This window comes from Geodermatophilus sp. URMC 65, from assembly GCF_053502545.1.
Genome location: NZ_CP199954.1, coordinates 4957257 through 4970190, shown reverse-complemented (window position 1 = coordinate 4970190; position 12934 = coordinate 4957257). Strand labels below are relative to the sequence as shown.

The window sequence follows — 12934 nt, the reverse complement described above, 5'->3', positions numbered from 1 at the left end:
GGGTGTCCTGAGAGTGGCGGCGCCCCCTCGCAGCGCCCTGTCACGCGGCTGACACGGCCCCCACCCCCTCGACAGCGCTGCGTCACCGGCACCGCGGCGGTGTCGGTCCCGGCTGCCACCATGGCGCCGTGCTGTTCGCCGACGTCGTCGCCGCCTCCGCCGCGGTGGCGGCCACCCGCTCGCGCACGGCCAAGGCCACGGCCATCGCCGACCTGCTGCGCCGCGCGGACGGCGACGAGGTACGGCCGGTCACCGCGTGGCTGGCCGGCGATCCCCTGCAGGGTCGGCTCGGGGTCGGCTGGCGCACCCTCGGCCGCCTCGCGCACGACCCGGCAGTCGCACCGCAGCTGACCGTCCCCGACGTCGACCGCGCGCTCACCGAGCTGGCCGGCACGACCGGCACCGGGTCGGCGGCCAGGCGGGAGGCGCTCCTCGAGCAGCTGTTCACCGCCGCCACCGCCGACGAGCAGCGCTTCCTCGTCCGGCTGCTCACCGGCGAGCTGCGGCAGGGCGCGCTCGAGGGCGTCGTCCTCGACGCGATCGCCGCCGCGGCCGACGTCCCGGCCGCGGCCGTGCGGCGGGCGTTCATGCTCTCCGGCAGCCTGGCCGACACCGCCGCCACGGCCCTCGACGGCGGGACGACGGCGCTGGCAGCCGTGCACCTGCAGGTCGGCCGCCCGGTGCGGCCGATGCTGGCCAGCCCGGGCTCCTCGCTGGATGCCGTGCTGGCCGACCTCGGCGACGACGTCACGGTCGAGCACAAGCTGGACGGCGCCCGCATCCAGGTGCACCGCGACGGCGACGTCGTCCGCGTCTGGACCCGCACCCTGCGCGAGGTGACCGACGGGGTGCCCGAGCTGGTCGCGCAGGTCCGGTCGCTGCCGTGCCGCACCGCAGTCCTCGACGGGGAGACCCTCGCCCTGGACGACGACGGCCGCCCACGCGCCTTCCAGGACACGATGAGCCGCTTCGGCAGCCAGGCACCGGACGACGGGGAGCCCGACCCCGCCGTCGTGCTCAGCCCGTTCTTCTTCGACCTGCTGCACCTCGACGGCCGTGACCTGCTCGACGAGCCGCTGGCCGTCCGCCTCGACGCGCTGGCGGAGCTGCTGGCCGGCGAGGAGCACGCGCCGCTGCGGATGCCCGGCGTCCGCCGGCCCACGCCCGAGCAGGCCGCCGAGGTGCTCGACGGCGCGCTGGGCGCCGGGCACGAGGGCGTGGTGGTCAAGGCGCTCGACGGGCCCTACGCCGCCGGCCGGCGCGGGCGGGCCTGGCAGAAGGTCAAGCCGGTGCACACCCTCGACCTGGTCGTGCTGGGCGCCGAGTGGGGGTACGGCCGGCGCTCCGGGAAGCTGTCGAACATCCACCTGGGCGCCCGCGACCCCGACGGCGGCGAGCCGGTCATGGTGGGCAAGACCTTCAAGGGGATGACCGACGAGCTGCTGGAGTGGCAGACGCAGACGTTCCCCGGGCTCGCCCGCGAGCAGCACGAGTGGGGCGTGCTGCTGCAACCGGAGCTGGTCGTCGAGGTCGCCCTGGACGGCGCCCAGCGCAGCCCCCGCTACCCCGGCGGCGTCGCGCTGCGCTTCGCCCGGGTGGTCCGCTACCGGCCGGACAGGTCCCCGGCCGACGCCGATCCGCTCGACGCCGTCCGCGCGCTGCTCGCCGGCAGCTGAGCGCGAGGGTCCTCAGGCCGGGACCGCGGGGGCGTCCCAGTCGACGGAGTGGGCCCGCACCCAGGCCTGCGGGTCCCGGCGCCGCAGCACGAACGGCATGACCAGGTCCCGAACGACCCGGCCGATGGCGGGTGGCGACTTGGCGCTGCTGGTGCGGAAGCCCTGGGCGACGACCCGCTCCGCCCGCTCCCGGCGCAGTTCCTCGAACGCCGCCAGGGCCGCGGGGAGGGGCAGGTCGCGCAGGCAGCGGGCGAGCACGACGGCGTCCTCGACAGCGAGGGACGAGCCCTGACCGGCCGCCGGCGAGGTGGCGTGCGCGGCGTCCCCGATCAGCACCATGCGGCCGGCGGACCACCGGCGCACGGTCGGGATGTCGTACGTCGTCCACCCGCGCAGCGGACCCGGCGTGGCCTCGACCAGGGCCAGGATCGGCGACCGGTCGCCGCGGTGCAGGTCGGACAGCCGGGCCCGCCACTCGGCGTCCGAGGTGCCCGCCACCTCGCCGGAGGGCGGCTCGCGGGTCAGCGGCGGGTTGGCGAACCACCAGGTCCCCCCGGACGGCGCCGCGAGGTACCCGGCGAACCCGCGGCGGCCGAACACCATCGTGAGCCGGCCGACCTCCGCACCCGGCGGCACGTGCTCGGAGTACCCCGCGGTGTTGAGCACGGGGACGAAGCGGGGCGCCGCACCCCCGGGGTCGACGAGGGCCCGGACGGTGGAGCGGACGCCGTCGGCCCCGATCAGGAGGTCTGCTTCCTCGGAGCTGCCGTCGGCGAAGGACGCCGTCACGGCGGAGTCGGTGCCGCGCGCGTCGACCAGGCGGGAGCCGTAGCGGACCCGCACGCCGCGGCGCAGCGCCTCGGCGTGCAGCGCCCGGTAGAGGTCGGAGCGCCGCATGGAGAGGCCGACGCTCCCGTCGGGACCCGACGTGGGGACGGCGCCCAGCACCTTGCCGGTCCAGCTGCGGAACTCGATGACCGGCGTCGGGAAGCCCACGCCGGCGACCGCCTGCTCCGCGTCGATCGCCCGCAGCGCGTCGAGCCCGTTCGTCTGCAGGCCCAGCCACGCGCCGACGTCCCCCGCGGGGCCCGCGTGCGCCTCGTGCACGGTGGCCTCGATGCCGACGCGCTGCAGGGCCATCGCCACGACGGGCCCGGCGACCCCGCCCCCGACGACGATCGCTCGGGTCATGCCGCACCTCCGCGTGGTCCCGTCCGAGATGGCATCTCCTCACAGGCCGGCGCCGGATGCCACCCCCGCGCCTCGCGGCGCGGCGTGCTCCGCGGTCCACGACCACCGTCCCCGGGAGTCGGTCCGGCCCGGTGGCCCACCACCACCCGCGCACGCTCTCCCGCTGCCCACCATGCGGGGCAGGGGCAGGGCACCGCCGCAGACACATCGGCCACGGCCACCGTCTCGCTCGCTGTCCGCTACCGGCTGGACCGGTCACGGGCCGGCACCGATCCGGTCGACGCCGCCCGGGCGTCGCTCGCGGGGGGCTGGACGCCGGCTCCCGCCGGCCAGCTCACCAGCGCCGCGACCGCACCGAGGACGGCGACCGCGCCCAGCAGCCCCACGCACGCCGGCCACCCGGCCGACGAGAACAGCGGCGCCGGGACGACGGCGCCGATCCCGCCGCCGACGTAGTAGCAGGTCAGGTACAGCCCGACCGCGCTCGAGCGGGCCGCGCCCCCGCTGGCCGCGGCCTGCGCGGTGGCGCACGCCTGGGCGGCGAACACGCCGGTGCACGCGCCGGCCAGTCCGGCGACGACCGCCGCGGTCGCCGGCACGAGGGTCAGTGCCAGCCCGGCGAGCACGACGACGGTGGCCGGCACGAGCACCCCACGACGGCCCACCCGCGACACCAGCCGCCCGGTCAGCGGCGTGACGACGACGGCGACGAGGAACACCGCGAACACCGCCCCGACCTGCGCGGTGCCCAGCCCGAACGGTGGTCCGGACAGGTGCAGCCCGGCGTAGGTGAAGGCGCCGACCTGCACGAACAGCACCGCGGACCCGAGGGCGCAGGTGCCCAGCAGCCGCCCGTTGCGCAGGTGGCCGCCGATGCCGCGCAGGCCGCCGAGCACACCGGCCGTCGGCGCGAACCGCCGCTCCCGCGGCAGCAGCGCCGCGACCCCGCCGAGCACGGCCAGCAGCACCAGCACCAGCGCCGCGAACGACGCCCGCCAGCCGAACGCGTCCGCGACCGCGCCGGAGAGGAACCGGCCGAGGAAACCGCCGAACGCCGTCCCCGAGACGTAGAGGCCGTTGACGGCGGCCGACCGGGAGGCGGGCACCTCCTCGGCCACGTAGGCGACCGCGACCGCGAAGACGAACGGGACGGCCAGGCCCTGCGCCGCCCGCGCGGCCAGCAGCACCGCGAAGCCGGGAGCGAGAGCGCAGGCCACCGTCGCTCCGGCCAGCACGGCGATCGCCGTCAGCATCACGCGCTTGCGGCCCAGCCGGTCCGACACCGCCCCGGCGAACGGCGCGGCGACCGCGACCCCGAGCGCCGTGGCGCTCACCGTCCAGGCGGCGGCGGTCGCGGAGACGCCGAGGTCGGCGGCGAGCGCCGGCAGCAGCGGCTGGGTCGCGTAGATGGTCAGCAGCGCCGACAGGCCCAGCAGGAAGACCGCCGTGTTCGTCCCTCCCGGTGTCCGCATCCCGCCCACCGCACCACACGGGGAGCGCGCCCGGACGCCGGGGTCGGTCCGCGTGCGGCGGGGCGGTCAGACCCCCGACGGGGACGCGGCCGGGATGCCGTCCGGGGAGGGCGCGGCCGTGGCCGAGGCCGGCGGCCGCCTCGCGAGACCGAGCTGCGCCATCGCCTGCTCGTAGCACTCGTGCAGCAGGACCAGCCGGCCGACCAACCGGTCCACGTACGCGGCGGAGGTGCTGACCGGGGTGGGCTCCAGCATCAGGGACCAGAAGAGCCGGTCGACGTCCCGGCCGCAGGCGTGCCCGCGCCACTCCGCCGGGGACGGGCGGTGGCCGAGCGCGACCGTGAAGCGCCGCGAGACCGACTCCCGCAGCTCGCCGACGACCGCGTCGTGGACGGCAAGGGCGTGCACGTCCTCCCCGTCGGCCCGGCGCGCGGAGCGGCGCCGGCGTCGTGGCGCCGCCGGCCCCGGGACCACCAGGCCGATCGCGCGACCGAGCAGCGGCGTCAGCCGGAACCGGTCGCCGTTGGACAGCCGGTCGTTGGCGTGCCGCAGGACCGCGGCCAGTTCCCCGTCCACGCAGTCCGGGGCGTCGGTGAACGGCTCGCCGGCCAGGAGGGCGGTGTACTCCAGGAAACACGCCCCGCGGGCCGGACTGCGGTGCCTGCCCCGGCTGAGCACCGGCATGGACGCCGGACCCTGCGCCATCGCCCCGCCTCCTCCACCGGCTGTCCCGACGTAGGGGTCCCGGTGCGCTCCGACCGGGTGGCACGAGCGGCGTCCCGCCACCCGCTCCCGGTCGTAGCAGCGTACGGCGGACGGGCGATCCGCGGCAGCCACCGGCGACGACACCCGTCCGGGCAGCCCGGACGCCGGCCCGTACGGTCGCCCTCATGGCACTCATCCACCGGGCCACCCTGCAGCCGTCGAAGCTCGAGCTGGTGGCGGGGTGGGCGCCCGGCCGGCCGTGGGGTACTGCGGCTGCAGGCGCCGAGCTCGAGCAGGTCGCCGCCTACCGCTTCGACGACCCGGCCGGCGAGGTCGGCGCCGAGACGTTCGTGCTGCGCGCCGGCGACACCGTGCTGCACGTGCCGCTGACCTACCGCGGCGCGCCCGTCCCGGAGCTGGCCGAGCACCTGGTGGGGACGACGGAGCACTCGGTGCTCGGCCGGCGCTGGTGCTACGACGCGTGCGCCGACCCGGTGTACGTCGCCGCGCTGGCCGCCGCGGTGCTCACCGGCGCCCCGCAGGCCGAGGAGTACGTCGTGGTCGACGACCGGCAGGAGCGCCGCGACCCCACGGCACACGTCGCCGGCAGCGGGACGGCGGCCGACGTCGACACCCTCGGGACCCCGTCCGTCACCGACACCGGCGACGTGACGACGGTCCGCGCCGGGGACCTGGAGCTGGTCGTGCGCCGCGTGCTGACCCCGGGCGTGCCCGTCGACGGCGCCGCGACGCTCACCGGCACCTGGGCCGGCCAGCCCGACCCGGTGCTGCTGGCCACCGCTCAGAGAATCGTCTGACAGCGCGGCCCCGTCCCGGGTCCCGCCCTGAGCCTGCGAAGGGTGGGGAGGACGGGGTCCTTCCTCTGAGCTCTACGCCCAGGCCACCCGGGGCGCGACCTCGGTCCCCAGCAGCTCGATGCCGCGCAGCAGGTCGGCGTGCGCCAGCCGCGGGTTGGTCATCTGGATCGAGACGCGGTCGACCCCGCCGAGCTGCTCGGACACCCGGACGAGCTTGTCGGCCACGGTGTCCGGGTCGCCCATGAAGAAGGCGCCGTTCGGGCCGCTGGTCGCGTCGAACTGCGCTCGCGTCGGCTGGGCGAAGCCGCGCTCTCGGGAGACCTTGGTGAACATCTCGTGCCACCCCGGGTAGATCGTGTCGGCGGCGGCCCGGGTGCTCTCCGCGACGTAGCCGAAGACGTGCAGCCCGACCTGCAGGCTCTCGGGCGCGTGCCCGGCCTGCGCGCCGGCCCGGCGGTAGAGGTCGACCAGGGGTGCGAACTGCCGCGGCTCCCCACCGATGATCGCCACCATCAGGGGGAGGCCGAGCAGCCCGGCGCGGACGAAGGACTCCGGCGTCCCGCCGACCCCGACCCAGATCGGCAGCGGGTCCTGCAGCGGCCGCGGGTAGACGCCCTGCCCGGTGAGCGGGGGGCGGTGCCGCCCCGACCAGGTCACCTCCTCGGAGTCCCGCAGCCGCAGCAGCAGGTCCAGCTTCTCCTCGAACAGCTCGTCGTAGTCCGCGAGCGACAGCCCGAACAGGGGGAACGCCTCGACGAACGAGCCGCGGCCCACCACCAGGTCGACACGGCCGCGGGAGACGAGGTCCAGCGTGGCGAACTGCTGGAAGACGCGGACCGGATCGGCGGCGCTGAGCACGGTGACCGCGCTGCCCAGCCGGATGCGCGAGGTGCGCGCGGCCGCCGCGCCCAGGATGACCGGCGGCGCCGAGTCGTAGTACTCCGGGCGGTGGTGCTCACCGATGCCGAAGGAGTACAGCCCGACCTCGTCGGCGAGGGCGATCTCCTCGAGCAGGTGCGCCATCCGCTCCTCGGGCCCGACCGGTCGCTCGGTCGAGGGGTCGGTCACCGCTGCGACGAAGCTGTCGACGCCCACGTGCACGGCTGTCCTCCTCGGGGTGGGGGCCGCCACCGGCGACGGTCCAGTGTTCAACCAGTCAACCAGGCGGCGACCCCCGGCCCGAGGTCGGCGGCGGACGGACCGGGGCGGTGCGGACACCCAAGTGCCGGAACCGTCGTCCGGCGCGGATAGGTTGCCGTGACCCAGCACGCGCACGCACAGGAGGCCCGGTGCCGGTCGACCCGCACATCGCCGCTCTGCTCACCATGCTCACCGAGACCGGTCTGCCGCCCATGCACGAGGGGACGCCGGAGGCCGCCCGGACCCAGTACCTGACGCTGAGCGCCGCGCGCTCCTCGGAGCTGGTCGTGCCGGTCGGGGCGGTCGAGGAGACCACCGTGCCCGGCGCCGAGGGCGACCTGCGCGCCCGCGTGTACCGGCCCGAGGGCGGGGGCCCCTTCCCCACCGTCGCCTTCTTCCACGGCGGCGGCTGGGTGATCGGCGACCTCGACACCCACGACCGGTCGGTGCGGGGGATCTGCCGCGGCAGCCGCGCGGTCGTCGTCGCCGTCGACTACCGGCTCGCCCCCGAGCACCCCTTCCCCGCCGCGGCCGAGGACGCGGTCGCCGCCGCCCGCTGGATCGCCGCGCACCGGGGTGAGCTGGGCGGCGACGACCGGCTGGCCGTGGCCGGCGACAGCGCGGGCGGCAACCTCGCCGCCGTCGTCGCCCAGCAGCTGACCGCCCAGGGCACCCCGCTGGCCGCGCAGCTGCTGGTCTACCCGGCGGTCGACGCGCTCGGCGACCACCCCTCGCGCACCGAGAACGCCCGCGGCTACTTCCTCGAGCAGGCGACCATGGACTGGTTCTACGGCCACTACGCCGGCGCGTGGGACGACGCCGAGGACCCGCGGTTGTCCCCGCTGCACGCCGCCGACCTCTCCGGGCTGCCGCCGGCGGTCGTCGTCACCGCGGAGTACGACCCGCTCCGCGACGAGGGCGAGGCCTACGGCCAGGCGCTGCGCGCCGCCGGGGTGGAGGCGCGGGTCCGCCGGTTCGACGGGCTGATCCACGGCTTCTTCGCCATGGGCGCGGTGTCCCCGGCGGCGCAGGCCGCCGTCGAGGAGACCTGCGCGGCCTTCGGGGAGCTGCCGCACCGCTGAGCCGAGGGACCCGCTGCCCCCGCGCGCGGGCGGCAGCGGACGTCACCCCCGGGCGTAGCGCGCGTACGTGACGCCGTTGCGGAAGCCCCGGCACTCGACCAGCCGCAGCCGGTCCGCCGCGGCGCCGTCGGGGAACAGCCTCCGGCCGCGGCCCTGGACGGCGGGGTAGGTGAACAGCCGGTACTCGTCGACCAGCCCGGCACCGATCAGAGTGTGGCAGAGGGTGATGCTGCCGGTGACGACGATGTCCGCACCGGGCTGCTGCTTGAGCGCACGCACCTGCTCGACCGGGTCGCCGTCCAGCACGGTCGTGTACTGCCAGCCGGGCTCGGTCAGCGTCGAGGAGACGACGTACTTCTGCACCCGGTCCAGGTAGGCGCTGATGCCGGTCGGGTCGTCGGTCCGCCCCGGCCAGTAGCTGCGGAAGTCCTCGAAGGTCTGCCGGCCGAGGAGGAGGGCGTCGGCGCGCTCGTCCTGGCGGTGGATCTCCTCGACCAGGTCGGACTCGTCCACCTCCGCCTGCCCCTGCGGGGCGAACCAGTCGTCGAGCATCTCCACCGCGCCGTCGACGGTCGTGTTCTGGGTGATCGCGAGGGTGCGCACCGTGCCTCCCGGGGTCGCTTCCGTTGCAGTACCGACCCCGCGGGCGGGGGGAACTCATCGCGGTCAGGGGCGCCAGGCCGGCCGGTAGTCGGGGTGCGCGGCGTAGGGCAGGGCGAGCAGCGCCAGGGTGAGCGCGGCCAGCTGGTGCTGGTCGGTGGGTGGGAGCGGGAAGTCCAGCCCCTCCGGGCGCGCGCCGAGCCGGTGCAGGTCCGGGCGCGCGTCCCGGCAGGCGAGCACCAGCCGGCGCTTGGCGGCGCACTCGGCGAGCACCCGTGCCGGGTCGTGGTGGGCGACGTGGTCCGCGGCGCCGTCCGGCGCGGTCACGCCGCCGGCCCAGGACTCGTGGCCGGTGGCCTGGGCGGCCTCGGCCGCCAGCCGCTGGTCCTCGGCGATCCGGGCCAGCAGGAAGCCGTCCAGGTCCGGTTCGAGGTCCGGCTCGAGGCCGGATCCGAGGTCGGGTTCGAGGTCCGGTCCGAGCGCGGGGTCGGCGTCCATGCCGCATCCTCCCGCCACCGACCGCCGTCCGGAGGGACGGGCGCGCTCAGTCCCGGCGGTAGAAGTCCGCGAGGGCGGGCGCGAGGACCTCGACCGGCACCTCGTGGAAGCCCCCCTCCAGGCGGGCGAACTCACCGGACGGCAGCGCGGCCGCCAGCTCCTCGGTGGCCCGCCCCATCCAGGGCGCCGCGGTCCCGGTGCTCGTCACCGCCAGCACCGGCACGTCGACGCGCGACAGCAGGTCGACCGGCAGGGAGTGGTCGTCGCCGCCCAGGGCCAGGCCGTCGTAGCGCAGCGTGGGCGCCATCTCCTCCAGGGCGTGCCACATCGGCGTCCCCCGGAACCGGGTCACCATCTCGGCCGGGAGCCCGATCACCCGGGTCTGGAAGTACTCGACCAGGCCGGACCGGTCGTCGGCGTCGACGAAGCCCTGCAGCGTCTCGATGTAGCGCTCCGGTGCCGGGGGTGCGCCCCCGACCCGGTAGGGCAGCTCGAGCACCGACAGCCGCACCACCGGCACCCCGGCGGCCACCGCACGGAGCAGCAGGGCGCCACCCGACGAGACGCCGTGGGCGTACGTCACGCCGTCCTGCCCTGCCGCGTCGACCACTGCGGAGAGGTCCTCGATCTCCCGCTCGACCGCGTACGGCTGGGTGTCCCCGCTGCCGCCCCGGCCCCGGCGGTCGTAGGACACCGCGCGGAACCCCTGGTCGGCCAGCGCCCGAGCCAGCTGCGCCCACGTACCCCGGTCGTTGAACGCGCCGCCGACCACCACGACCAGGGGTCCGTCGCCCCAGCTGTCGTAGGCGATCGTCGTGCCGTCCGCGGACGTCGTCTCCGCCATGCCGTCCTCCCTGTCGTCCCGGCTGCTCTGCGACTACCGACCCGTGTGCCCGTGGGAAGTCATCGCCGGGTCGCCGACCGGTGCCCTCGCCGGCTGCACCCAGGTTGGTCGCTGATGGACCGCACCGTGTGTCAGCCCGACCTGCTCGTCGCCGAGGACCTCTCCGTGGGACACGGGACCGCCCCGGTCTGCGCCCCGGTAGACCTCCGTCCGGCCGCCGGCCGCGCCGTGGCCGTCGTCGGTCCGAACGGCTCGGGCACGTCCACGCTGCTGCGCACGCTGGTCGGGCTGCTGGAGCCGCTCGACGGCACCGTGGCCTTCGCCGGCGCACCGGTCGACGAGCGGTCGTCGGCCTTCCGCCGCGACGTCGCCGCCGTCCTGGACGACGACGCCTTCTTCGTCTCGCTCACCGGGCGCGAGCACCTGCTGCTGACCGCGCGCGGGCACGGGGTGGCCGCGGCGAGGAGGTCGTGGACGCCGAGGTCGAGGCGTTCGGCCTCGGCGAGCGCGCCGACGCGCTGCCCTCGGAGCTCTCCTCCGGCCAGCGGCGGCGGCTGGCGCTGGCGGCCGCGTTCGTCCGCCCCCCCCCCCCCCCCCCCCCGGCTGCTGGTGCTGGTGCAGCTCGGCCGGCGACGGGCGCCCGGGAGCTGACCGGAGCGGGTCAACCGTCGCTCGGCTGCACCACCCCGGCACTGCCGCCCCCCCGCCGCACGGTCTCGGCCGCGGCCAGCAGCCGGCCGTCGGGCAGGAACTCCACGCCGGTGGCCGCCCCGATCTCGTCGACCGGGGCGAAGGCGTGCCCGCGGGCGGTCAGCTCGGCGCCGTACGCGTCGAGGAAGGCCGGCTCGGCGTCGGCCGTCGCGGCGTTGCGCTGGCTGGCCCGCGGGGCCGCGATGGCGTCGACCAGGTCGGTGCCGCGGTCCAGCCGGTCCACCAGCGTCTGCAGCACCGTCGTGATGATCGTGGCGCCGCCGGGCGAGCCGAGGGCCAGCAGCGGCTCGCCGTCCTGCAGCACGACCGTCGGCGCCATGCTGCTGCGCGGCCGCTTGCCCGGACCGGGCAGGTTCGGCTCGGGTCGGGTCGGGTCGGCCGGCGCGAAGGTGAAGTCGGTCAGCTCGTTGTTCAGCAGGAACCCGCGGTCGGGGACGGTGATCCCGCTGCCACCGGTCTGCTCGATGGTCAGCGTGTAGCTGGCCACGTTCCCGTCGGCGTCGGCCACGGTGAGGTGCGTGGTGGACGGTCCCTCCGGACCGCCGTCGTCGGTGGCAGCGGCCGGGGCCGGGCACGGGCCGTACTCGCCGTCCGGGACGCCCGCCGGCACCGGCTTGGGCGCCGCCCGGTCCGGGGTGATCAGGCAGGCACGTTCGGCGGCGAAGGCGTCGGAGAGCAGCTCGGCCAGCGGCACCTGGGTGTAGGCGGGGTCGCCCACGTAGGCGTTGCGGTCGGCGAAGGCCAGCGCGCTCGCCTCGAGGTAGGTGTGCAGGACGTCGACCTCGGGGAGGGTCGCCAGCTCGGCGCCCTCCAGGACGTTCAGGGCCTCACCGACGGTCGGGCCACCGCTGGACGGCGGCGCCATCCCGTAGACCTCCAGGCCCCGGTACTCGATGCGGGTCGGCTCGCGCAGCGGTGCCTCGTAGCCGGCGAGGTCGGACTCCTCCAGCAGGCCGGCCCGCACCGGCGCGGCGCCGTCCGCCACCGGGGGCTCCTGCGCCGTCCGCACGACCTCCTCCGCCAGCTCGCCGGTGTAGAACGCCTCGACCCCCTTCGCTGCCATCAGCTCGTAGGTGCCCGCGAGGTCGGGGTTGCGGAAGACCGAGCCCACCTCGGGCAGCGCGCCGCCGGGGAGGAACAGCTCGGCGCTCGGCGCGAAGCGGCGGAACCGCTCCTCGTTGTCGGCGGTCTGCTGGCGGAACGTCTCGTCGACGACGAAGCCCTCCTCGGCCAGCTCGGTCGCGCCCTCCAGCGCCTCGGCCAGCGAGAGCGTGCCGAACTCGTCGAGCGCCCGCTGCCACGTGAGCGGGGTCCCCGGCGTGCCGACCGACAGCCCGCTGGTCACCGCCTCCTCGAACGGCAGGGGCTGGCCGTCCTCCCCGAGGAAGGCGTCGGCCCCCATCGCCTGCGGCGCGGTCTCCCGGCCGTCGACCGTGGTGATCTCCCCGGTCGCGGCGTCGTAGTACACGAAGAAGCCGCCGCCGCCCACGCCCGCCGAGTAGGGCTCGCTCACGCCGAGCGCGGCAGCCGCCGCGACCGCCGCATCGGCGGCGTTGCCGCCGGCGGCGAGGACCTCCAGGCCGACCCGGGTGGCGTCGGGGTCGACCGTGGCGACCGCACCACCGGTCCCGACCGCGCGGGGCACCTTCTCCGGCGGCGGGACGGCGGCGTCCGCGGGCACGGCTGCCGCGGTGCCGGCCGGGGCGACCCCGGCCAGGACGGCGGCGGTCAGGGCGGTGAAGACGGTGCGTCGACGCGGCACGGGGACTCCTCGGGCGTCGGGACGGTCGCGGTCCAGGGGCCCAGCCTGCTCCTGGCCCGGCCGGCCCGCCCGGCGAGCTGGACCGGACCGGTGCGACGGGACAGGATCGACGGGTGAGCCGCATCAACGACGTCGGCGGCATGGTGGGCTTCCCCGCGATCGTCGAGGAGCCCGACGAGCCGGCCTTCCACGCCGACTGGGAAGCGCACGTCCTGGCCCTCAACGCGGCGCTGCTCCGGCGGGGCGTCTACAACCTCGACGAGTTCCGCGACGCCATCGAGCGGATGCCGCCGGACGCCTACCTCTCGAGCTCCTACTACGAGAAGTGGTTCACGGCCATCACGACCCTGCTCGTCGACAAGGGTGTGGCGACGCCGGAGGAGCTCGCCGTCCCCGGGGCCGACCCCGGTGCCTGACCGCTTCGCCCCCGGGGAC

General features: G+C 76.4%; 13 protein-coding genes. 5 read left to right on the top strand and 8 right to left on the bottom strand.

Annotation, left to right across the window (positions count from 1 at the left end; all coding sequences use genetic code 11):
* Positions 1-128: 128 nt before the first annotated feature.
* Positions 129-1676, top strand: a complete 1548-nt coding sequence (locus ACWIX7_RS24035; protein WP_448618915.1) for an ATP-dependent DNA ligase — start codon at positions 129-131, stop codon at positions 1674-1676.
* A gap of 12 nt (positions 1677-1688) precedes the next feature.
* Here ACWIX7_RS24035 and ACWIX7_RS24030 read toward each other — a convergent pair whose 3' ends face one another.
* The 3 genes from ACWIX7_RS24030 to ACWIX7_RS24020 all read right to left on the bottom strand — a co-directional run bounded on the left by ACWIX7_RS24030 (position 1689) and on the right by ACWIX7_RS24020 (position 5044).
* Positions 1689-2867, bottom strand: a complete 1179-nt coding sequence (locus ACWIX7_RS24030) for an FAD-dependent oxidoreductase (RefSeq protein ID WP_448618914.1) — start codon at positions 2865-2867, stop codon at positions 1689-1691.
* Between the two features lie 239 nt (positions 2868-3106).
* Positions 3107-4339, bottom strand: a complete 1233-nt coding sequence (locus ACWIX7_RS24025) for an MFS transporter (RefSeq protein WP_448618913.1) — start codon at positions 4337-4339, stop codon at positions 3107-3109.
* A gap of 66 nt (positions 4340-4405) precedes the next feature.
* Positions 4406-5044: a hypothetical protein gene (locus ACWIX7_RS24020; protein ID WP_448618912.1), complete on the bottom strand. Its 639-nt coding sequence runs from the start codon at positions 5042-5044 to the stop codon at positions 4406-4408.
* A gap of 185 nt (positions 5045-5229) precedes the next feature.
* Between ACWIX7_RS24020 and ACWIX7_RS24015 the strand changes: the two genes are divergently transcribed.
* A complete protein-coding gene (locus ACWIX7_RS24015; RefSeq protein WP_448618911.1) occupies positions 5230-5862 on the top strand; it encodes a CG0192-related protein in 633 nt (210 codons plus the stop codon).
* A 72-nt stretch (positions 5863-5934) separates the two neighbouring features.
* Here ACWIX7_RS24015 and ACWIX7_RS24010 read toward each other — a convergent pair whose 3' ends face one another.
* Positions 5935-6963, bottom strand: coding sequence for an Atu2307/SP_0267 family LLM class monooxygenase (locus ACWIX7_RS24010; protein WP_448618910.1), 1029 nt, complete (start codon positions 6961-6963; stop codon positions 5935-5937).
* A gap of 188 nt (positions 6964-7151) precedes the next feature.
* On the opposite strand from ACWIX7_RS24010, the gene ACWIX7_RS24005 reads away from it, so the two are divergent.
* On the top strand, positions 7152-8084 hold the full coding sequence (locus ACWIX7_RS24005; RefSeq protein ID WP_448618909.1) for an alpha/beta hydrolase: 933 nt from the start codon (positions 7152-7154) through the stop codon (positions 8082-8084).
* A 42-nt stretch (positions 8085-8126) separates the two neighbouring features.
* On the opposite strand, the gene ACWIX7_RS24000 is transcribed toward ACWIX7_RS24005, so the two are convergent.
* From ACWIX7_RS24000 to ACWIX7_RS23990, 3 genes are all read right to left on the bottom strand, one after another.
* Complete coding sequence (locus ACWIX7_RS24000) at positions 8127-8687, bottom strand: dihydrofolate reductase family protein (RefSeq protein WP_448618908.1); 561 nt, start codon at positions 8685-8687, stop codon at positions 8127-8129.
* A 63-nt stretch (positions 8688-8750) separates the two neighbouring features.
* Positions 8751-9182: a DUF6221 family protein gene (locus tag ACWIX7_RS23995; protein ID WP_448618907.1), complete on the bottom strand. Its 432-nt coding sequence runs from the start codon at positions 9180-9182 to the stop codon at positions 8751-8753.
* A gap of 46 nt (positions 9183-9228) precedes the next feature.
* Entirely contained in the window at positions 9229-10026 is a 798-nt protein-coding gene (locus ACWIX7_RS23990; RefSeq protein ID WP_448618906.1) for an alpha/beta fold hydrolase, read from the bottom strand.
* Positions 10027-10140: 114 nt separating this feature from the next.
* Here ACWIX7_RS23990 and ACWIX7_RS23985 point away from each other — a divergent pair, with 114 nt between their 5' ends.
* Positions 10141-10677: an ABC transporter ATP-binding protein gene (locus tag ACWIX7_RS23985; protein ID WP_448618905.1), complete on the top strand. Its 537-nt coding sequence runs from the start codon at positions 10141-10143 to the stop codon at positions 10675-10677.
* 10 nt (positions 10678-10687) lie between these two features.
* Here the strand turns inward: ACWIX7_RS23985 and ggt are convergent, their stop codons facing one another.
* On the bottom strand, positions 10688-12499 hold the full coding sequence (gene ggt, locus ACWIX7_RS23980) for a gamma-glutamyltransferase (protein ID WP_448618904.1): 1812 nt from the start codon (positions 12497-12499) through the stop codon (positions 10688-10690).
* Between the two features lie 113 nt (positions 12500-12612).
* Here ggt and ACWIX7_RS23975 point away from each other — a divergent pair, with 113 nt between their 5' ends.
* On the top strand, positions 12613-12915 hold the full coding sequence (locus ACWIX7_RS23975) for a hypothetical protein (protein WP_448618903.1): 303 nt from the start codon (positions 12613-12615) through the stop codon (positions 12913-12915).
* Positions 12916-12934: the final 19 nt, after the last annotated feature.

Bases quoted from the DNA above. Each gene is read 5' to 3' on its own strand.
- ACWIX7_RS24025 (WP_448618913.1), bottom strand. From the start codon at position 4,339: ATGCGGACACCGGGAGGGACGAACACGGCGGTCTTCCTGCTGGGCCTG.
- ACWIX7_RS24020 (WP_448618912.1), bottom strand. From the start codon at position 5,044: ATGGCGCAGGGTCCGGCGTCCATGCCGGTGCTCAGCCGGGGCAGGCAC.
- ACWIX7_RS24030 (WP_448618914.1), bottom strand. From the start codon at position 2,867: ATGACCCGAGCGATCGTCGTCGGGGGCGGGGTCGCCGGGCCCGTCGTG.
- ACWIX7_RS23990 (WP_448618906.1), bottom strand. From the start codon at position 10,026: ATGGCGGAGACGACGTCCGCGGACGGCACGACGATCGCCTACGACAGC.
- ACWIX7_RS23985 (WP_448618905.1), top strand. From the start codon at position 10,141: ATGGACCGCACCGTGTGTCAGCCCGACCTGCTCGTCGCCGAGGACCTC.
- ACWIX7_RS23995 (WP_448618907.1), bottom strand. From the start codon at position 9,182: ATGGACGCCGACCCCGCGCTCGGACCGGACCTCGAACCCGACCTCGGA.
- ACWIX7_RS24015 (WP_448618911.1), top strand. From the start codon at position 5,230: ATGGCACTCATCCACCGGGCCACCCTGCAGCCGTCGAAGCTCGAGCTG.